Genomic DNA, 21,435 nt, shown 5'->3' with positions numbered 1-21,435 from the left:
GTTAATCGTCATAATTTTGTTCTAATTTACGTAGTTCATCTCTTGTTTTCAAAGCTAATCCTTCACCATAATCCATCATTTTCACAATATCTTTAAAAGCTGCATGCGGAATAGCTAATTCCTCTAAATCATCTTGAGTGATGTGTAAATCAATACATTCAGGCTGCCCTGCTGCAAGTTTTGTCACAAAGTCAGGTTCTGTGACAAACGGTGACGACATACCCACCATATCTGCTTGTCGCATCGCATCTAATGCACTTTCTACCGAGTTAATTCCACCACTCGCAATCATAGGTAAACGCCCATTCAAATGATCATATACAACTTGATTGACACGTTTTCCAAAGTGTTGCCCTGGTGTACGGCTTGTATTTTGATAGATGTGTCGACCCCAACTAGCAATAGCTAAATAGTGAATATTGGCAACATCCATGACCCAGTCTAAGTGTTGATTAAATTCATCAATGGTATAGCCTAGATCACTTCCACGTGTTTCCTCAGGTGTAGCCCTATAGCCAAGAATAAAATCAGCAGGTGCTTGTTGATCAATCACATTTTGAACAGCTTGCATGACTTGTAGTCCAAAACGTGCACGGTTTTCTAAGGAATCTACCCCATAGTCATCATGTCGTTGATTTGAAAAAGTAGAAAAAAACGTTTGTATTAATAGACGTTGTGCAACTGATATTTCTACACCATCAAAGCCTGCTTGAATAGCACGAGATGTAGCATCAGCATATTGTTGAATCACATCTTTAATCTTCTCTTGAGACATTTCTAGTACTTTATGAGGTGTTGGAGAATGCAGTGACATCGGGCTAGGTCCATATACTTCACCAAAATTTCGAATCGCTTGATTGGAAAAACGTCCTGCATGTGCCAATTGAATAATCGCTTTATTGCCATCTTGTTTCATGACTTGGGCTAGCTTTTTCAACCCAGGAATACATGTATCATCTGAGATATTAAAACCATACTCAAAGAGCTGACCATAAGGCTCAATATAAGCAGCACCAGTCACTTGAAGTCCAGCTGATCCCGCCCGTCTTTCAGCATAGCGCAAATCTTCTTGAGTAATATGTCCATCATGCGTCGATGAATTTGTCGTCATTGGTGACAACACGAAACGGTTGTTCAATTGTACGCCGTTAGGTAGCGTGATAGGTTGCAATAATGGTGTGTAATCTTCCATGTCAGTGTCATCTTCTTTCATCTGCTTATTAACATCAACGTATCACGACCGCTTAAAATTAGCAATTTAATCACACTTCTTAAATAGTTTTTACTAATGCATTTGACCACTTTGAACCAAATAAACCACATAAAAATATGTTGTTGTAAACTGAAATTTAGCAATACATAACAAAAACCGTTAAAATAAAATTGGGTAAATAATTGGGGAATGATAAAACAGTAATGGAGATGAGTTTTTGGTAGAACTAAATGTGTTAGATTATGCGATGATAGATGAAGGGAAAAATGCTGAGCAGGCACTTCACGATACAATACGCTTGGCACAACTGGCAGATCGACTACGCTTTAAACGTTTTTGGATAACAGAGCATCATAACGTGCCAGCTTTTGCTTGCAGTAGTCCAGAATTATTGATGATGCACATTTTGGGTAAAACATCCCACATTAAAGTAGGCTCAGGTGGTATTATGTTGCCTCATTATAGTCCTTACAAAGTCGCCGAAAATTTTCGCATGTTAGAAGCATTTTATCCTGGACGCGTCGATCTTGGCATTGGCAATAATCCTGGTACACCTGCCGTGAAACGTGCAATGGACGAGGATAAATCTGAATATCTTGATTATCAACAAAGTATCGTAGATCTTCGTCATTACTTAACAAATCAGCAAAGTGAGCAGCGCTTTTCTAACGTCATGGCACAACCAAACATATCACATCATCCTGATATGTGGCTATTAAGCATTAGCCAACGTTCGGCTAAAATGGCTGCACAGCAAGGTATGGGGTTTGCTGTTGGTACATTTTTATTGCCAGATACAGATAGCATACGTGCCACACAACATAGCATCGCTGCTTATCGCCAGCATTTTGAAATTACATCATTACAGATGTCACCAAGTGTTATGTTAACCGTGTTTGTCATTGTAACTGACACTGAGAAAGAAGCTACACGATTATTACAAGCACTAGATGTATGGTTATTAGGAAAACGTTATTTTGCTGAGTTCGAACGTTTTCCATCTTATGAGACTGCATTACAATATCAACCAACTGCGCGAGATAAAGCACGCATGCAAGCATCTCATTCTAAAATTTTAGCTGGAACCATCACACAAGTAACACCAAAACTCGACGCCATGATTCAAGACTTTCAAGCTGATGAAGTCTTAGTGGTACCTCTCCTACCAAATATAGAAAACCGCTGTCGCACGCTAGAATTACTTGCACAAGCATATCTATAATTAAAGAAAGGAAGTATATATATGGCTAAATTAGCAAACTATCTATTAGTACAAAAGGAAGGAAACCAATATGTCTATTATATGACACCAGAACTTCAAGATGATATTGGTACTGTGGGTTATGTTGAATTCATGACTGCAAACGATGTCGCTAAAAACGATGAAATTGTAAGTATTGAAGCTTCAAAAACGGTGTTAGATGTCCAAACGCCTCTTGCCGGCACAATTGTGGCACGCAATACAAAAGCTGAAGACGAACCAACGATTTTAAACTCAGAAAAACCAGAAGACAATTGGTTAGTCAAATTAGAAAATGTAGATGAAGATGCGTATAACGCATTACCAGAGGCATAAATGTTACAAACACAGAGTAAACGTCTCGCTTATTTAACACATTATTTATGGCAAGAAGCACATGGTTCAGAACCGTTAAACTACCCTACTGACTCCACAGCACAATGGGAATTATATCGTGGCTTAGCCAATGTCAGACCACCAGAACCTATTTCTCAAGAATATTTAGATATTCAAGATGCTTATCTTTCAGCATTATCAACTGAACGACAGCCCATTCATATGGATGCGTTAACACCTGTAGAGAATCAACAGTTATATGTGTGGCAAGGTGATATTACACGTCTGGCTGTTGATGGGATTGTCAATGCTGCTAACAGTAGCCTCTTAGGTTGTATGCAAGCCAATCATGATTGTATAGATAACATAATCCATACAAAAGCAGGCGTTCAACTTCGTCTTGATTGTGCACAAATCATCAAACAACAAGGTCGTAAAGAAGGTATAGGTAAGGCTAAAATCACACTGGCGTATAACTTGCCTTGCCGTTATGTCTTGCACACTGTCGGTCCACAAATACGTAAATATCCTGTTTCGCAAATGAATAAAGAACTGTTAGCGCGCTGTTATACATCTTGCTTAGAATTAGCTGAACAGCACGGTTTACAACATATAGCTTTTTGTTGCATTGCGACAGGTGTATTCGGCTTTCCACAAGAAGAAGCTTGCCATATCGCGATTAAGACCGTTTCGGATTATTTAACAACACATCCATCATCAATAAAGGTTATTTTTAATGTCTTTACTGATAAAGATGCACAACTTTATACGGAGGTGCTTCAGACTCATGAGTCATAATAAATGGGCAGCACTCCAACTTGCTCGCGAAGACGCTGCACAAGTCGATATACTACTACGCGCTATCTATGAAGCAGATGCAGTCGTTGTCGGTATTGGCGCTGGTATGTCGGCAGCTGATGGCTTTACCTATATAGGTGAACGTTTTACACAAAACTTTCCAGATTTTATCGAAAAATATGGTTTCTTTGATATGTTACAAGCCAGTTTACATCCCTTTGATAGTTGGCAGGAATACTGGGCATTCGAAAGTCGTTTTGTTGTTTTAAATTATTTGGATCAGCCGGTCGGAGCATCATATCTTGCTTTAAAATCATTATTAGCGCAAAAAGCGTATCATATTATTACAACCAATGCAGATAATGCTTTTTTAGCAGCAGACTATGATTTAAATAAAGTATTTCATATTCAAGGCGAATATATTTTATGGCAATGTAGCCAGCATTGTCATGCACAGACCTATCGTGATGATGATGCTATTCGTCAGATGGTAGCTGAACAACAAGATATGAAAATTCCTTGGACATTGATTCCACATTGTCCAAAATGTGATGCGCCTATGGAAATTAACAAACGTAAAGCACAAGTTGGCATGGTTGAAGATGCTGATTTTCATGCACAGCTCGAACGGTATAATGCCTTTTTAGCTGAACATCAACATGGCAAAGTCTTATACCTTGAAATTGGTATCGGTTATACGACACCACAATTTGTGAAACATCCGTTTCAGCGCATGACACGTCACAATCCAGATGCCCTTTTTATGACTTTAAATAAAAAAGCTTATCGTATTCCACAAAATATTAAAGCGCGAACCATTCATTTGAATGAAGACATTGCTACATTAATGACAACTGCACAGCAGAAAATGAACAACTAGGAGCTAAAATTATGTATTTAATTGAACCCATCCGCAATGGAAAATATATCGCTGATGGTGCGGTTAACCTTGCCATGCAAGTTTATGTAAATCAGCATATTTTTTTAGATGAAGATATTCTATTACCATACTACTGTGACCCTAAAATTGAAATTGGACGTTTCCAAAATACTGCCATCGAAATCAATCAAGAATACGTTGATACGCATGGCATTCAAGTAGTACGTCGAGATACTGGAGGCGGTGCCGTTTACGTTGATAAAGGTGCTGTAAATGTGTGCTGCATCCTTGAACAAGATACGTCAATTTATGGAGACTTCCAACGTTTCTATCGTCCAGCAATCAAAGCATTGCATCATCTTGGTGCCACCGATGTCATCCAAAGTGGACGCAATGATTTAACACTCCATGGCAAAAAAATTTCTGGCGCCGCTATGACAGTAATCAACAACCGTATTTATGGTGGTTACTCTCTACTGCTCGACGTTGATTACGATGCCATGGTGCAATCATTAAATCCAAATCGCAAAAAAATTGAGTCCAAAGGCATTAAATCCGTACGTGCTCGCGTGGGTAATATTAGGGATTCACTTGCCCCTGAGTATCAAGACATCACCATTCAAGCGTTCAAAGACCTTATTATTAAACAAATTATGGGCATCGATGACATTTCAGATGCCAAACGCTATACATTAACCGACGAAGATTGGGCTGGTATTGATCAACTCGTTGCTGACAAATACGCAAATTGGGAGTGGAATTATGGACATTCTCCGCGTTATGAATATAATCGCAATGCGCGTTTTGCTTGTGGTACCATTGATATTTCACTTTCAGTAACACAAAATCGTATCTCAGGTTGTAGTATTTTTGGCGATTTCTTTGGACAAGGCGATATTCATGATGTTGAAACACATCTAGTAGGTACACGAATGGTTAAACAGGATTTAATCGCTCGCTTAGAAGATATTGATTTAAATTATTACTTTGGATCATTATCAGCAGAAGAATTAACACAACTCATTTTAAGCTAGTTACCTAAAACGTCTCGGACATCGTCATGTTTTAGGCTATGAACTCTATATTGGCAGTAGTTGACTGAATTGAAAATACGCTTATCCCAAGCTTTTTTCAACCCGAGTCAACCTTGCCAGGGTGGGACTTCAAATTCACAATAAATGCTGTCCCGCTCTTTTTTTATTATTTAAAATGTAAAAAGTATTTGACATTCTAAATTTCAGTTGTTATGGTATTTATGTAAAAAACTTTTGACATTTTGAGGTGTAATACAATGAAAATCTTAGCATATATCGGTTTCTTTATATTTTCAGTATCATGGAGTATCGTCACCACTGCATTGTTGCCAGCAGAGAGCGTCGATGGTCGTAAAAAAGACGATACCAAATACGATGAACGACAACGGCGGATGTTCCTAGAAATATTTGCACGCACATTTGTGTGGATAGTTTATATAATGCTATCTTCAGTATTTTTGCGTTTATTTGGTATATACAAGAAAGTTTCAGAATCACTTTTTATATTTAAAGATTATCCAGAATTACTATACATCTTATTGGGCCTGTTATTTTTAGTCATGAATTACTTTTCTGTAAAAAAGAAATATACCACTTAGGATGCGTGATATATGAAAAATAAAATTAAAGCCTATCGTAAAAAAATAGGCATGTCTCAAGAAACGTTAAGCAAAAACGTCAACGTTTCGCGCCAAACAATTAATGCTATCGAGAATAATAAATATGATCCCACATTAATGTTAGCGTTTAAACTTGCAAAGCAGTTTGATACAACCGTTGACGATTTATTTAGCACAAAGTAAAGCAAAGGATGATTCAAATGTTAAAAAAGCAAGATGAAATGGAACGTCATCACTTTAGTATCGCAAGTAAATGGACAATTGGTTATTTCTTTATTGCTTTATTCATCTACAGTGTATACACCAAGATAACAACAGGACAATTCGATATCATTTGGCTTATTTTAATGAGTGGCCTTGTACTGTTTTGGGGTATTTTAACATGGCATAAATATCACACACGTTTATAGTTTAATCGTGAGTCCAATATAACACTATGCTGCGCCGTTTCTGCTAGCTCGAGCCGACATATATGATGCCCTGATGGCAGGTGGTGCTTGAATTGCTCCCAAAGCCAGTTAGCGATATTTTCAGCTGTTGTATTCATTAAAATCAATGTATTGTTGATAAGCTGACCATCCAATTTAGGATGAATATATTGATAATATATCTCGTCAATATCAAAGAAATCAATGGCTAACCCGTATGCATTAACTGGAGACTGGATATCTATCGTTAACCGATATTCATGATCAATCAAATCTCGATAATGATGTGCGTCAAAATAAATACGATTATCAGCTGTAAACTGATAATAACTGCGAACAACAATGTCTTGCTGACTACCATATTTAAATTGTTGTGGTAATTGTACTTCACTGATATCGTTATACATCATCTGTTCCTCCTTTTATAAATAAGTTCCTCCAATTAAGAATATAAAAAATCATCTGATATAATCATTTATATACTCAGATGATTTTTTATACTTATCTAGCTGTTTACAGACGCTATCGATCTGTTTTATTTTGTAGTTTATTTTTCAAAAAGTTATTGTCGAAAAGTACGCTTAAGAAATTCAACACGATTTCACGTTCTTTCTTGTTTTTAAAAGCTATCGTGGCATTAAATTCAAATTGATTATCCCCATAAATCAATTCAACAACGGCACTCATAAACTTATCAGATAAGGTATATCCTTTAATATTGCGTATAATAATTTCCTTAAAAAAGTGTTCCTTATTTGAAATAATAACAATATGTCGTCTACTTAAAATCAATGTCGATTCGACAAATGTTTTCTTGCCATTTTGATTATAGACATACTTTACTTTTGTATTATATAGTTGTGCTTCTGTCCCAAATTTCTTATTATATAACTCCATATCTGCATTCATGTGTAGCACCTCCAAAATAATTATTATCATCCCCGAAATAAGTTCTTTCATGCTTATAAGTAACTAAAAAAGTGCGATTCATTCTATTTAATAATGAAAAAGGCACACAAGGTTATCTCAAACCTCATGTGCCATATCATTTGTCTTATCAAACGTGATGCATCAACAAATCAAATCCTAATTCAATTGTCTTAAATAATACTGTTCCGTAAATGAAATATTCAACCACTTATCATAGTTTGTAAAAGCCTCATTTATATTATGAATCAGCTCATCACGATAAACATCTGCTTGTTCAATCGTTCTAATTGCTGATTTGGAATCTACAATATTTTGTAAATCTATATAAATCGCTTGTCCCATTTTAGAAATTCTTAAATCTTCTTCACGAATATTATATTTTAAGTTTAATTCTTTAACAATCGTAAAAATTTCATATTGAACTTCTTCAGATGCTGACATAGAAATAAGTTCCTTACCATTATTGTATAGTAATCGAATTGGCATTGTAATCAGGATAATCCCTGCGAGTAACACCATTCCTGGGTCAATGTAAGGAATGAGCCATGCAAGTGGCGTGTATTTTAAAACAAACATTAACACAAAGCCAAATACTAAACCAAAACTAACTACAGTATCGAGTAACCACTGCAACATTTCAGCATAAATAAGATCTGAACGTTTACGGTTGCGTGACAACATTAAACACACTAGACCACAGCCTACAAATGAGAAAATACCATAGAACAAACCAATGTTTGCATTGATATCTCTCCCGCCTTGTAGAATCGCATAAACTGATGATACTAATGATAAGATACATAATAACAACATGATTGATGAGTTAAAGATAATGGTAAGAGGTTGAAACACATATTTACCAAACGGAAAAGACTCATGATTCGGTTTCTTGATTGCTATAGATGTAAATAAAGAAAGTGAAGAAATTAATAAGCTAAGCACTGCATACAGACCGTCAAGTAACACCATGTCACTGTTTGATACGATACCTAAAAAGATACCTACCACGGAAAAGATCAGTGCACCTATCGTAGAAATGACTAATATTCTACTCACAGAATGATCTGCTTTTTTCATTTTTATCTAGTCCTTTTACATATTTACACCTATTATTTTACACCTAAATTCAAATAAAACAATCCCATAGCCGTGTTGCGAGAGGTTTGAGAATACAGCTAATGGGATTGTTAAGGAAAGAATATTCACGTTTTTTAAGCTATCTTAATTATTTTGTAATATTTTCATGAGGTTTGTTTACGTCAAATCTATAGGAAATCAATCCATAAAGTGTCCATCCGGCAAACGTTACTATTGCACCGTAGTAAACTGCGATACCACCAGAAGAGTAGATTGCATATAATGTGTAAAGTCCTGCAATGACTGCAATAAAGTTTGTCCATTTCATGCCTTTAGCAGACACACTACCTGCTTCTTTCTGCATCGTCTTAATACTTGCCATAGTAAGAACGTATGGCACAGCGTTCGTTACAACGGCCAAGTTAACTAAAATGGTAAATTGTTTAGATAATGATGGACTAATTGTCATTAATGAAATTAGTGTTTGTAAACATGTAATTATCAACATACCAATTAATGGTGTACCATTACCAATTGTTTTAGCGAATACTTTAGGGAAGTATTTTTCAACTGCAGACGTTCTAAACACTTCTGCAATTGTAAATTGCCAACCAATTAATGAACCGAAACATGAAATAATCATTAATCCGATTACAATGCTACCTACTGTTGGGTTAAACATATGACTAAATGCTAAACCGAATGGTGCATTTGAATGTGCTAAATCTTTAATTGGTGAAATACCTAAAATAACGTTTGTAGAAATAATGTACATTACCGCAGCACCGATTGTACCACCCATAACGGCAATTGGTACGTTTTTCTTAGGATTATCTACAGCATCACTATTTGCTGCTGCTGACTCTAAACCTAAGAATGCCCATAAGGTAATTGAAATTGATTTACCCATACCTTCGAAGAATCCAAAGTGATGTGGGTTCCATGATGATGCGAAGTTACTTCCACTGAACCAGAACCATCCAATAATACTGATGAATACAACTGGAAGAATAACGCCCCATACAGTAAATGAACTGATTTTACCAGTGATGCTTGCACCACCAAAGTTTAATGATGTTGCTACCCATAACGCTAAAATTGTCCATAACGCTGTAGCAACTGGTGACATATGGATGTGAAGTAATTCAGCTGTATAACCTACTGCTGAAATAGCGATGGCAGCATTGGCAATTACCAACGAAAGACCATACGTATAGTTAGTTAAGAATGCTCCGGCTTTACCGAATGAGTATTCTGCATAACCACCCATTCCTCCACCTTTTGAGCTGTATAAACCTGCTCTAGCAAAGATGAAAGCAAGCATTACTGCTCCAACTGTTGTCACAATCCATGAAAGGATTGACATTGTACCTACTTGTGCGAGGTTCGTCGGTAACATGATAATACCTGAACCCATCATGTTAACAGCCGTAACGATTGTTAACTGAGTCACACTCATTTTTTTCTTTTGAGCCATGTTCGTTCTCCTTCCTAGCTTTCTAGCACATAACCAAATGCTTTAATTTTGCCGTCTACTTCTTCAAAGTAAACACCTTGAATTTCTGGTGCGAATCCAGGGAATTTATTGATACCTTCTTCTAAAATCTTGAAGTAAGATTTAGCTGTTTCGCTCCATTTTTCACCTGGAACAACACAGAAGATTCCTGGAGGATATGGTAATGCACCTTCAAGTGCAATTTCTCCAACGATGTTGTCTAATTCAACTAATTTAGCGTTGTTTTTCAATAATTGAATGTTAGCATCGTAAGGTTTCATGCTTTGTTCTGGTAAGTAGTCTTTTAAGAACATTTTTTTCTGGAATTCTTTTGTATTATGTTCTTTATAGAAATCATGTAATTCTTGGCATAATTGACGAATTGTATAACCTTGATAGCGTTCAAAGTTTTGATGATACAATCTTGGCAACACTTTATCTAGCGGTGCATCTTGATCAATTAAGCTTTCGAATTTGATTAATTTAGCGATTAAATTGTTCATTTTAGCTTCGTCGCTAGCTGGTGTCATTAAGAATAGAATAGAGTTTAAGTCATTTTTCTCAGGAATAATGCCATTTTCACGTAAATAATTAGCCAAAATAACTGCTGGGATACCAAAGTCCATGTATGAATCATCTTCTGGGTTGATACCTGGTGTTGTTAATAAGAATTTGTTTGGATCAACGAAATATTGGTCTTTACCATAGCCGTTGAAACCATGCCATGATTCTTCTGGATTGAATTTCCAATAGTCTAAATTGCTAATGATTTCTTCTGTTGGTGCATCAGACCATTTTTTACCATTCACTTTTTCAGGTAAGAACGGTTTAATATATTTACATTTAGCTAGGATTTCTTTTCTAGCATTTGTTGATACCGTTAAACAATCGTTCCAAAGTTTTTCTCCCATAGGTCCTTCTTGCATTCTTGCGTTGATATCTAGAGAAGCGAACATTGGATAGAACGGTGAAGTTGATGCATATTGCATATAAGCATTATTGAAACGTTTATGATTGATATAACGTTTTTGGCCTTTAATGTGTTTATCTTTTTTATGGATTTGTGACGCTTGTGAGAAACCAGCTTGTTGTTTATGTGTAGATTGAACAACAAAGATACCAGGATCATTTTCATCAAGGTCTAATAATAATGGTGAAGATTTTTTCATTAATGGAATGAATTGTTCATAACCCACCCAAGCTGAGTCGAATAAAATGTAATCACATAAGTGACCAATTTTATCTACAACTTGACGTGCATTGTAAATCGTACCATCATAAGTTCCCAATTGGATAACGGCTAAACGGAAAGGTCTATCCCATTTTGCACGTTCAGGATCCACTTTAGCAACTTCTTGTCTCAAATATTCTTCATCAAAGTCGTGTTCGTGAATACCGCCAATGAAACCATAAGAGTCACGTGCTGTTTGCATATAAACTGGACGGCCACCGTCTTTAACTAAAGCTGAAATATAAACTGATTTGTGGTTGTTTCTGTCAAATAATACTAAGTCATCAGGCATAATTGCTGATGTAATCGTAATGTTATTTGATGTTGTTGAGCCGTTCATAACAAAATATGTTTTGTCTGCATTATAAACTTTTGCAGCATGTTTTTGAGCATCTACGGCTGGACCTTCATGGATTAATAAGTCCCCTAAATCCACGTCTGCGTTACAAATATCTGCTCTAAAAATATTTTCGCCGAAGAATTTGTAGAATTGTCTTCCAGCTGGATGTTTAGCAAAATATTGTCCACCTTGGTGTCCAGGACAGTCGAATTGCACATTACCGCGTTCAACATAGTCCGCTAAAGTATTAAAGAATGGAGGTAGTACATTGTTTTCATATTTAGAAATTGCATATTCTAATTTTTTTGAATTATATTCAAAATTACTATTGTTTACATCTATTATGAAATCTACTTCTTTTAAATCCACTGCGTTAGCTGCATCTTTATCATTTTCGTAGTCGGAAACAACAAATACAGGAATGTCTAATTTTGCCTCTTTAAGTTTGTTGACAAAATCCATATCCTCTTCCATAAGAACAACAGCACCTAAATCGATGATGTCTTCATCTTTGTCATGGATCGATACAATTTCTCTTTCGCTAGTGAAATATTTTCTTGCTTCCTCCGAAGAAGCAACTTTCAAGAATTTCATAAATATAACCTTCTTCCCTCAAATTAATTTATTCTCTTTTGTACCTCCACCGACAGTGTAGTACGATTATCAAAAATTGTTAATACCTTAAATAATTATTTCTGTGAAATATTTCACATTTAATATTACAACGCTTACATACACAAGGCTTTTGAGAATTGTTAAGTTTTTGTGACAAGTATGTAAATTGCATTTACAAAGTAAAAACCCCGCCATTGTAGGCATATTTGTCTATACAACTTGGGAATTTTTATTATAATATGTCTTTAAAAGTAACCAATATGCAAAATATTATTGCGGACTATGAACAAATGTTTATATCTATTTTTTCACAATCTCACATCCGATTTTTGATTAAAAATTTAGACATGTATCTTCTCAAAAAGATGATCCATGTCCTAGAAAATAAATTTTCACACTTCCTTGTATATTCATAATATTTTATATTTATGCATTTAATACGATTAATAATTCAATTCTCGCTTGCTTAAAATCGAATGTTTTTTTAAAAAACTTGCAGTTAAATATTTTGCTATTCTATCTATTCTGGCTATTTACAACTTGTGGCTCAATTAATTCGACTATCTGCTTTTCATAAAGAGGTCGCTTGCTTCAATTACTACCTAACAACTACACATATATGGTCGACTGATACTAAGTGGTGTTGTCTCAACTGTGGAAATCATACCAGCTATAATAAATATTGAATCAAATTTAGCATCCCGTTGATTGGTAAATGATAGTGCCTGTCTTCTTTTGTCATGCTTAACTATGACAGTGTCTACCTAATAATATAAAGATTTATCACATTGTTTTTGATTGTCTAATATGATGCGTTTGGCGTTGTGATATAATTGCTTGCAACATTAATGACGCAGCATTTACAGACCAATATAAAGCTAGTGCTGAGGGAGATTGAAACGCAATGTAGAGAATAAATAACGGGGAAACAATCATCATCACATAGCCCATCATTCTTTGTTCCTTAGGCATTTGTCTGGCACTTAACCATGATTGGACAAAATACATGAACCCAGCAATCATAGCCATCATGCTATCTGGTGATGTGAGATGAAACCACATAAATGTTGGATGACTTAGAATTCCTCCTGAAGTTGGCCATTTTAATGTCGCATATAATCCTAATAAAATAGGGATTTGTATTAGCATAGGTAAACAGCCAAACATGGTTGTTAAAGGATTAAGTTGATGTTGTTGATATAACTGCTGCAACTCTTGATATGCCTCATTTTTTAGTTGCTGAGTTGCTGCTGCTTTCATTTTTTGTTGTATCGGTTCAATTTTGGGTTGTAATTCTTTCATTTTCATACTGGTTATTGCCATTTGTTTTTGGTTATGCAACATGAGTGGCATTAATATTAATCTTACTAGGCACACAATAATAACAATAGCCAATCCATAATTATGATTCAAATGTAAACCCAAATAATGTAGCAACCCATCCATAGGTCCAACAACAAGTTGATACACCAAACCTGTCCTTTGATGTGTATCACTGTAATTGCATCCTGAAAGTAAACTAATCCCTAATAAAAGTATTGTCACATACCATTTCTTCATTTTATTCAGTCCCCTGGCGATATATAAAGTCTAAACGCTTCACAATGTGTTGAAATTGTGGATTATGCCACAATTCTGCAAATCGTTGTTCGTCAGCTACGACTCTATAAAAGTCACGTACCACTCTATCATTTTGTATATTTAATCGCTCACCAAACGGCATTTTTGCTAAAAACATATCAATATCATTAAAAAAATAATCTTGCTGATAATTGCAATTTCGCACAACTCGTTCATAGCACTGACAGTAGTCTTCTAAATATTCTAAAGCTTGCTCATACTCAGTTTGTTGATAGTAATACATAGCCAGCGACAAATTAATACCAATATTGATATATGGAAATAATTGATTGGTATTAAATCCCTGCTGCAATGCTTTAAAACGCTGTTCGATATCACTGATTTCTTCGTATAAATCACGAACCAATATCAACTGTAACTGTTGAGACATTAACATTAGTGATTGATACATATCCACTTGAATCACACTTGAAGCCTTCGCTAAGTTCCCTTGTTGTGCATAAGCATCTGCTAAAAAGAACGCTGTTCCCTCTTTAATTGAACAATCAGGAACAGTGTCGATAATGGCGCCATAGTCTGCAGAATATAGCTGAAATGCTAAACGATAACATTTAGCATATTTTATCAGTTCATCAGAATCGGATTTTTCTTCAACTATATCGCATAATGTTTGTGCAAATTGAATCGTATCTAGACGTTGTTCCTCATTTTCAGCATAATAAATATGATTCATCAGCAACGCAATGATTGACAATAAAAATGAATACTCATTATTGTTATTATGACAACTCTCTCTCACTGCAGTTAAAAATGTCCCATACGAATGATTAGTCAATTGTTTAGACAATTGTTGACATAGATGAGTAGCGTCTTCTTTCGTTAATACATCTTGATAATCCAATAATTCGTCCACACTCATATTAAATAATTTTGCAAGCTTTGGTAACAACTGAATATCAGGCATTAAACTACCATTTTCCCATTTTGAAATAGTTGGCTTTGTGATATCTAAATATGCAGCCAATTTATCTTGCGTTAATCCTAGTTTAGTCCGCTGCGCTTTTATAACCTTATTAATTTTAATCATATTAAACAACTCCTTACATTTATTGTATCTAGCAGTTGAACTAAATTGTATTTCTAATATGACAATATCAAGGAAATAAAGTTTCCAAATAAGAAACTTATAGTCGTATGGATATTCTTTTCGTTTAAAAATTCGTATAAAAACACGGTGTATGATAATTTAAAATACTATCATTCGAAAATCTTGTATCGTAAGTTACAATATTGATAAAGAGGTGATATAAATGAAAAGCATCTTTAATTTCTCATTCGTTCTAGGGCTTATGTTAATTATCGTTGGGATTGTACGTTTATTTAATGGTATTGATATTGTATCTATCTTTGCAATTGCACTGGGAATTATGGAAATATTTCTCTCATTAAGTCAGCGCAAACAAATTAAACGACAAAACCAACATGCTTCAAATGACTCAAAACACGAAAAACCAAGTTTTAAACATACTCATGATAAAGAATAATCATCATTTCAGCTACTAAAATAAACAAAATTTATTATAATATATATAAATGATAAAATAATATAGTCTGTACTAAATAACGCTCCATGTTATCGTTTTTTACGATTGAATTAATGTGTACTTATCGTTTTACTTTATTCAAACTTTACAACTTTTAAATAAGATACGTGAGATTAAGTGTTTTCTCATTTTCTCTAGCAGTATCTTCACAAAAACAAAAAATAAACATATTAACTATTAACTTTATTTCACAAATTAGTGAATCTTTAGCATTGTTCAATAGTTAAATATGCTTATCCGCTCTCGTTTCCTATGTTCAGTAATCTAATGGCCCTAATAGTATAAAGATAATGAATAATACAGCACTCAAAAATGTTGTCGGCATAAGCCACCATACTTTGGTAAAATGTTGGCGCTTAAGTTCAATCAATCCAATCATAGTAGAAAAACCCCATAAATCATCAAATACAACATTTCCAAATATATTCTCTGGTAGTAGCGCATCTAATAATTCAATTAAAAATGCTGCCATTAAACCAAGTTGGTAGCTAATCACTAAAATACGTCGCTGCTTAGATTGCCATTGTCGACTCAGACGCAAATACGCCCAAAGTATTATTACAAGAATGAACACCTCGATGATAATAGTTAAATAATACAAGTAATCATTGCTTATTAACATTTTAACCCTCTTAACATTAAAAAAATTATAAATATGTTCACTTTTAGAATAGGTCATATCAATGCATCATTCAATTATGATATACCAATTTTATTTACTTATGTTGTTATGTTATGTTGTATATGTAAATGATCACTGGGGGTGCAGTAATCGCTGCTGAGAGAAACTTTGTTTCAACCCTTGAACCTGATGGTTAGTACCAGCGTAGGAAAGTGAACCTTGTGCGTCATTGATGCGTAGTCCTTTTGATATCAATCTTTTTCTTGTTAAACACAAGCATTCACTTTTGCTACGTGAATGCTTATTTTAATAGGAGGAGAAAAGATAATGGATACACTAACAGTTGGTTTAGAATGGTTTTTAAATCCAGATCATATGCCGCTGATCATTGGCATTGAAAAAGGCTGGTTTGCAGACGCACAACTTGACGTACATATGATTGAGCCAGAAGCGCATTTCGATGCACTATCTGAAATTGAAAACAACAAAATGGATATAGCGATAACAGAACCTATTCACTTAGTTGAAGATCGTGCTAACGCTAAAGATGTTGTTGGCTTCGCACGATTCTTGCACACTAACGGTGGTGTCATGTTCAACAAAGATAAAGCAATAACTCGTCCACGTAACCTTATTGGAAAACGCTTAACCTATCCTGGGGCACCAGGCTCCGGTGGTATTGCAATTGTTAAAACAATGATTGAAGCCGATGGTGCTACATATCAGGAAGGTGATTTGATTCCTGTGAACAATAGCTTTTATCATACAGATGCATTAGAGAAGGACAAAGCAGACGCAGCAACGTTAATCTTTGAAAATTTCGAAATAATCGAAGCAAAATTACGTGGCTTAAATGTCGATTTCTTCGCTCTTAAAGATTATAATGTTCCAGATTTTTGTCAATTAATATTGATTACCTCTCCACAACACCTCAAAATACAGCATGATAAATTATCACGTTTTATCACTGTCATTAAAAAAGCTATAGATTATATTCATCAACATTTGGATGAAGCGATTGCAATTTATTGTGCTTATACGCACACTGATGTATATGATGCATTAAACCAACAAACCATACAAGCTACAGCCCATTGTTTTACTAATGATTTATCAATGAGCTCCGATTATTACAATGATTTACAACTATGGTTACACGAAAACGATAAAATCGTACAACCCATTGATTCACAACTTTATTTCACTAATGAATTATTATTCCCACGTTATCACCGACACTAATCAAAACCACCCGTTATAAGGGAGGGTTTGATTGTAGACAAACCTACTTTTTATAAAGGGGGGTTTGTCTTTTTATAATTTTAAAAATTATAAAATGAAATTACTTTTTATTATTGAACATCTCCTTAAATATTTCTGTATTAGCATATATAAATATTGAGATTAGAACTAAAGATACACTTGCAAAATAATAAGGCATAAATGTTTGAGGCACCAATCCAATTAATATTGCACCTATAGTCATACCTATATATCTTACAAAATTAAAAACACCTAAAACCTTTCCTTTGATACTTTCGAACCTTTGAGATATTAGAGTTGATAGTAAGGCAGGAACAAGGCCGACAAAAAGTCCTAGTATAAAAATGATGAATGATAAAATTATTAAACTTAAAGTATTAAACAATCCAAATAGCAAAGTAAATATTGAAAAAATAATAACAGTGTATTTAAGTATAATTAAACCCTCATGCTTCTTTGAAATTCTTTTGTAGAACATACTACCTAATATTACACTAACTGTAATAGGTAAAAATAATACACCGGATATTCCTTCACCTATATTGTATATATTGTTTAATAATGTTGGTAAATAAACCAATATTGAGAAATAGGTAAAAAATATTAAGAATCCTAACAATACTAAAGTAATAAAAACTTTATCAGATAAATAATTTTCATTTACTTTTTCTGTTAATTTTCCTATTCCTTTTTCAACATTAGGTATATTTGTAAATGATATAATTAAAAATAGTATCATTGATATCGCAAACAAAAAACTAAAAATCCCCATATAATCCCATTTAGCACCTATACTACTGCCCAATATAGGTGCCAATGCTGGAGCACATGATAAAAATATTTGATAATTTGCCATTGCGGATGCTCTACCATTACCTGAACTTAACTTAGCCAATAAAGTTAAGGTTACAAGTGGAATTATTCCACACCCAATAGCTTGTACTAATCTTGATATCGCAAATAAAATGAAATTATTTGTAATAGCACAAACAAAACTAGATAAAATAACAATTCCTAATCCTGCTAAAAGTACTTTTTTCGAATCTCTAGAATCTATACTTTTACCTAGCAATATTTGCATGATGGCAACAATAAATATGAAACCACCAACTGTTACATTGATCCAAAATAAAGACACATGAAAATCATCATGTAATCTCGGAATGATAGGTGTATATATATTTTGAATTAGTGATACGAAAAACGCTAAAAATCCTAGAATATATAATTTTATATTACTTTTCATTTCAGCCATTAGAATCAACTTCTTCTTTTTTTAGTTCATCAACACTTCTCTGTAGAAATTCAATAATTGTTTCCATTTCTTTATCATCGAATACTTTTAATACTTCTTCGTATTTTTTAACTGCTTTTTTATGTAAATCATCGTGTATAAAAGAAAGTTTTTCCCCTTTTTTTGTTAGCTTATAATAAATCTCCCTTTTATTTTCCTCATTATTCAATTCAACCACTAAATTCTTAGATAATAGTTTTTTTATGGATTTAGTAACTGCTGGTTTAGATAAATTTAACTCTTTGGCAAGAAATTTATTATTGATTTTATCATTTTTATCGATTAACTCTATGATATGAAATTGAGTTAAAGATAAATCAAGGTTTTCATTCTCTCTTCTATACTTTCTTCTTTTATCAGCATTTTCTCTTTCAATTATAAATTTCTGTAACATTAATATGACTTTTCTTTGCATATCCACTTTAATTCCCCTCCAATAGTTAACCAGTTAACTATATTATTATCTATTTTATTTTTATTGTCAAATGTAATTGCTCACATTATATAAATTTGGTATTATTTAATTGTTAACCAGTAAAATGTTTATGGGTTAACAATTAAATGGGGGGGATTAATGTGCATAACTTTAAAGTAGACTTTTTAACAAAAAACTGTAAACAAATTTATCAGAGAAAAAGGCATGTCATTTTAGGTATAAGCCCTTTTACAAGCAAATATAATGAATTATATATAAGAAAAGTTATTCAATGGGCTAATTTAAATTTCGATGATTTTTCTATTCTATTAGCAGGAGAAGAATCTAAAAATCTTTTAGAATGTTTAGGTTATTCAACTTCTAAAGCTAATCAAAAAGTTCGGAAGGAAATCAAAAGACAAATTAGATTCTGTGAAGACGCAATCTTAAAATGTAATAAAACTATAACAAACAGAATTCATAGATTTTCTGATTTCAGACAACATATTTCTTATATTGAGATGTATGAGAACATCGTAAATCAATTCTATACAGACTCTAACTTCAAAAACAGTTGTTTAAAAATGTCATTTCAAGCCATTAAAAGTAAAGCCAAAAACCTTAATACATCTATTGAAATGACACATGAATCTTTAGAATATGCAGCACAATATGTTTTGGCAGAACTACCATTCTTTCTCAACGCCAATCCTATAATTAATACTCAAGAAACTTTAATGGCTTATCATGCACCATGGGAATTAGGTACGAGTATTATAAACGATAAATTTAATTTAAAAATGAATGAAAAACAGGGCTATATAATATTAACTGATAGAGGGGATAATTATGTTAAAAGTGTCTAAAAGTATTTTCGACAAAGGATACGAAGTAAATCCTACTTCCTACTTCAAATATTTACGAGAAAACGATCCAGTTCATTATGAAGATTCAATTAATGCTTATTTTATAAGTAATTATAAAGATGTAAAGTATGCTCTTAAAAATAATGAAGTTTTCACTACTAAGACATTAGCCAAAAGAGCTGAGCCTGTTATGAAAGATAGGGTTCTAGCACAAATGTCCGGTCATGAACATAAAGCTAAAAAGAAAGCTATTTTAAAAGGTATGACTGGAAAATATCTTGAAAAATTAATACCTATATTAGAAAAAAGAGTTAATTATATTATTGACAAATTTATTGATAAAAAAGAAATAGATATAGTAAACGACTTTGGAAAAGTATTTGCAATTCAAAGTTCTATGGATTTATTGGGCTTAAACATTGAAGACTCAGAAAAAATTAGAAAATGGCATAATGGCATAGCTAAATTTATAACTTCTTTCAACTTAAGTAATGAGGAAATTAAATATTCATTAGAATGTAGTGATAAATTAGAAGAATATTTGATGCCTTTGATTAGAAAAAGAAAAAATTCTGCTAAAGACGACTTAATTTCTATTTTACAAGAATATAAAGATACTGAAATTTTAGCTTTAACTTTAAATATTTTATTAGCTGCAACAGAACCTGTCGATAAAACATTAGCCTATTTATTTTACAATTTATTGAATAACCCTGATCAATATCAAGATGTCATAGATAATCCTAAGTTATTAAGGGCAGCAATTACAGAAACCCTTCGTTTCAATTCTCCTGTTCAATTAATACCTAGACAATTATCTGAGTCTTTTACTTTGCACAATACACACTTGAAAACCGGGGATACAGTGATATGTATGATTGGAGCTGCAAACAGAGACCCTAACGCTTTCACTAATCCTGATAAATTTAATATTTATAGAAATTCTGAAAGTAGCAAGCCATTCACCACTCATTCTCAAAGTTTATCATTTGGAGCAGGAATCCATACATGCGTTGGTGCATCTTTCTCGTTAATTCAATTAGAAATGGTGGCAAATATTTTATTAAAACGATTAAAAAATATAAAATTAAAATCCATGCCTCTTGAAGAAAAAGGAATATATACTAGAGGACCTAAATCAATGATAATTAATTTTGATTAATTACAAATTGTAGACAAACCTACTTTGAAAAAGGTTAGTTTGTCTTTTTATGATTTTTAAAATATATTTAATAATCCAATAGATTCTTACAAACTTTATTAATAGCCTTCACCAGCAATATAACGTATAAGTTTTTATTACATCAAAATCGAGACTGAAGCATAGAAATTTTGTTTTCTGAGAATTATATTATCACTAATACGAAGGTATAAGTAGTAATAAAAAGTTGAACATTGACATCACAAAAAAGCTTTTCAACAAAGAAACCCAAAACAGAGAAATGCTCCTCACGTGTATACGAACAATACGAGTTCGGTTAAATGATACAATTCGCAAAAATTTGAGGTACAATTTTCGCGAATTGCTCGTTTCAACTCAAGTCATCAACATT

General features: G+C 33.4%; 23 protein-coding genes and 1 riboswitch. Of the genes, 12 read left to right on the top strand and 11 right to left on the bottom strand.

The features are described 5' to 3' along the window. Position 1 precedes the first annotated feature (1 nt). Entirely contained in the window at positions 2 to 1,192 is a 1,191-nt protein-coding gene (locus tag AL499_RS07960; RefSeq protein WP_002492457.1) for an NADH-dependent flavin oxidoreductase, read from the bottom strand. Between the two features lie 238 nt (positions 1,193 to 1,430). Between AL499_RS07960 and AL499_RS07955 the strand changes: the two genes are divergently transcribed. From AL499_RS07955 to AL499_RS07920, 8 genes are all read left to right on the top strand, one after another. After that, complete coding sequence (locus tag AL499_RS07955) at positions 1,431 to 2,435, top strand: LLM class flavin-dependent oxidoreductase (protein WP_002492412.1); 1,005 nt, start codon at positions 1,431 to 1,433, stop codon at positions 2,433 to 2,435. Positions 2,436 to 2,456: 21 nt separating this feature from the next. After that, positions 2,457 to 2,789 (top strand): glycine cleavage system H family protein, encoded by a 333-nt coding sequence (locus AL499_RS07950; protein WP_002460709.1) that lies wholly within the window; start codon positions 2,457 to 2,459, stop codon positions 2,787 to 2,789. Beyond that, complete coding sequence (locus AL499_RS07945) at positions 2,790 to 3,587, top strand: protein-ADP-ribose hydrolase (RefSeq protein WP_002492425.1); 798 nt, start codon at positions 2,790 to 2,792, stop codon at positions 3,585 to 3,587. After that, positions 3,577 to 4,467 (top strand): SIR2 family NAD-dependent protein deacylase, encoded by an 891-nt coding sequence (locus tag AL499_RS07940; RefSeq protein ID WP_002492464.1) that lies wholly within the window; start codon positions 3,577 to 3,579, stop codon positions 4,465 to 4,467. The genes AL499_RS07945 and AL499_RS07940 overlap by 11 nt, the downstream gene beginning before the upstream one ends. Positions 4,468 to 4,478: 11 nt before the next feature. Next, on the top strand, positions 4,479 to 5,501 hold the full coding sequence (locus tag AL499_RS07935) for a lipoate--protein ligase (RefSeq protein ID WP_002460713.1): 1,023 nt from the start codon (positions 4,479 to 4,481) through the stop codon (positions 5,499 to 5,501). A 257-nt stretch (positions 5,502 to 5,758) separates the two neighbouring features. Next, a complete protein-coding gene (locus tag AL499_RS07930; protein WP_002460715.1) occupies positions 5,759 to 6,100 on the top strand; it encodes a hypothetical protein in 342 nt (113 codons plus the stop codon). A 12-nt stretch (positions 6,101 to 6,112) separates the two neighbouring features. After that, on the top strand, positions 6,113 to 6,304 hold the full coding sequence (locus AL499_RS07925; RefSeq protein WP_002460717.1) for a helix-turn-helix transcriptional regulator: 192 nt from the start codon (positions 6,113 to 6,115) through the stop codon (positions 6,302 to 6,304). A gap of 17 nt (positions 6,305 to 6,321) precedes the next feature. Further along, positions 6,322 to 6,531 (top strand): hypothetical protein, encoded by a 210-nt coding sequence (locus tag AL499_RS07920; protein ID WP_002492404.1) that lies wholly within the window; start codon positions 6,322 to 6,324, stop codon positions 6,529 to 6,531. On the opposite strand, the gene AL499_RS07915 is transcribed toward AL499_RS07920, so the two are convergent. The 7 genes from AL499_RS07915 to AL499_RS07885 all read right to left on the bottom strand — a co-directional run bounded on the left by AL499_RS07915 (position 6,516) and on the right by AL499_RS07885 (position 14,905). Then, positions 6,516 to 6,956 (bottom strand): 6-pyruvoyl trahydropterin synthase family protein, encoded by a 441-nt coding sequence (locus tag AL499_RS07915; RefSeq protein WP_037540725.1) that lies wholly within the window; start codon positions 6,954 to 6,956, stop codon positions 6,516 to 6,518. The genes AL499_RS07920 and AL499_RS07915 overlap by 16 nt on opposite strands. Before the next feature lie 115 nt (positions 6,957 to 7,071). Next, a complete protein-coding gene (locus AL499_RS07910; protein ID WP_002479023.1) occupies positions 7,072 to 7,458 on the bottom strand; it encodes a hypothetical protein in 387 nt (128 codons plus the stop codon). Positions 7,459 to 7,635: 177 nt separating this feature from the next. Beyond that, complete coding sequence (locus tag AL499_RS07905) at positions 7,636 to 8,556, bottom strand: cation diffusion facilitator family transporter (RefSeq protein ID WP_002460722.1); 921 nt, start codon at positions 8,554 to 8,556, stop codon at positions 7,636 to 7,638. A gap of 148 nt (positions 8,557 to 8,704) precedes the next feature. Then, the gene (gene potE, locus AL499_RS07900) at positions 8,705 to 10,033 is read right to left on the bottom strand and encodes a putrescine-ornithine antiporter (protein ID WP_002460723.1); all 1,329 of its coding nucleotides are present in this window, start codon (positions 10,031 to 10,033) and stop codon (positions 8,705 to 8,707) included. Between the two features lie 14 nt (positions 10,034 to 10,047). Beyond that, positions 10,048 to 12,216: an ornithine decarboxylase gene (gene speC, locus AL499_RS07895; RefSeq protein WP_002460725.1), complete on the bottom strand. Its 2,169-nt coding sequence runs from the start codon at positions 12,214 to 12,216 to the stop codon at positions 10,048 to 10,050. Between the two features lie 804 nt (positions 12,217 to 13,020). Continuing rightward, a complete protein-coding gene (gene yidC / locus AL499_RS07890) occupies positions 13,021 to 13,797 on the bottom strand; it encodes a membrane protein insertase YidC (protein ID WP_002492553.1) in 777 nt (258 codons plus the stop codon). Between the two features lies 1 nt (position 13,798). Then, positions 13,799 to 14,905 (bottom strand): helix-turn-helix domain-containing protein, encoded by a 1,107-nt coding sequence (locus tag AL499_RS07885; protein ID WP_002492465.1) that lies wholly within the window; start codon positions 14,903 to 14,905, stop codon positions 13,799 to 13,801. Positions 14,906 to 15,128: 223 nt separating this feature from the next. On the opposite strand from AL499_RS07885, the gene AL499_RS07880 reads away from it, so the two are divergent. Then, a complete protein-coding gene (locus AL499_RS07880) occupies positions 15,129 to 15,362 on the top strand; it encodes a tripartite tricarboxylate transporter permease (RefSeq protein WP_002492492.1) in 234 nt (77 codons plus the stop codon). Between the two features lie 316 nt (positions 15,363 to 15,678). On the opposite strand, the gene AL499_RS07875 is transcribed toward AL499_RS07880, so the two are convergent. Continuing rightward, positions 15,679 to 16,044 carry a hypothetical protein gene (locus AL499_RS07875; protein ID WP_037540724.1) on the bottom strand — a complete coding sequence of 122 codons (366 nt, stop codon included), beginning with the start codon at positions 16,042 to 16,044 and terminating at the stop codon, positions 15,679 to 15,681. Positions 16,045 to 16,171: 127 nt separating this feature from the next. Beyond that, positions 16,172 to 16,272, top strand: a riboswitch (TPP riboswitch). A 99-nt stretch (positions 16,273 to 16,371) separates the two neighbouring features. Between AL499_RS07875 and AL499_RS07870 the strand changes: the two genes are divergently transcribed. Continuing rightward, a complete protein-coding gene (locus AL499_RS07870; RefSeq protein ID WP_002492431.1) occupies positions 16,372 to 17,286 on the top strand; it encodes an ABC transporter substrate-binding protein in 915 nt (304 codons plus the stop codon). Positions 17,287 to 17,386: 100 nt separating this feature from the next. Here AL499_RS07870 and AL499_RS07865 read toward each other — a convergent pair whose 3' ends face one another. Together AL499_RS07865 and AL499_RS07860 are read right to left on the bottom strand one after the other, a co-directional pair. Next, positions 17,387 to 18,553: an MFS transporter gene (locus AL499_RS07865; protein ID WP_100218002.1), complete on the bottom strand. Its 1,167-nt coding sequence runs from the start codon at positions 18,551 to 18,553 to the stop codon at positions 17,387 to 17,389. Between the two features lies 1 nt (position 18,554). Next, positions 18,555 to 19,016, bottom strand: a complete 462-nt coding sequence (locus tag AL499_RS07860) for a MarR family winged helix-turn-helix transcriptional regulator (protein ID WP_094449198.1) — start codon at positions 19,014 to 19,016, stop codon at positions 18,555 to 18,557. A gap of 161 nt (positions 19,017 to 19,177) precedes the next feature. Between AL499_RS07860 and AL499_RS07855 the strand changes: the two genes are divergently transcribed. Beyond that, a complete protein-coding gene (locus AL499_RS07855; protein ID WP_002492512.1) occupies positions 19,178 to 19,882 on the top strand; it encodes a tRNA-dependent cyclodipeptide synthase in 705 nt (234 codons plus the stop codon). Next, entirely contained in the window at positions 19,866 to 21,044 is a 1,179-nt protein-coding gene (locus AL499_RS07850; RefSeq protein WP_002492554.1) for a cytochrome P450, cyclodipeptide synthase-associated, read from the top strand. The genes AL499_RS07855 and AL499_RS07850 overlap by 17 nt, the downstream gene beginning before the upstream one ends. Positions 21,045 to 21,435 lie beyond the last annotated feature (391 nt).

Origin of the sequence: Staphylococcus lugdunensis, from assembly GCF_001558775.1 — a bacterium.
Classification (GTDB): domain Bacteria; phylum Bacillota; class Bacilli; order Staphylococcales; family Staphylococcaceae; genus Staphylococcus; species Staphylococcus lugdunensis.
The sequence above is the reverse complement of the archived record's forward strand: the minus strand, read 5'-3'. Positions and strand labels throughout refer to the sequence as shown.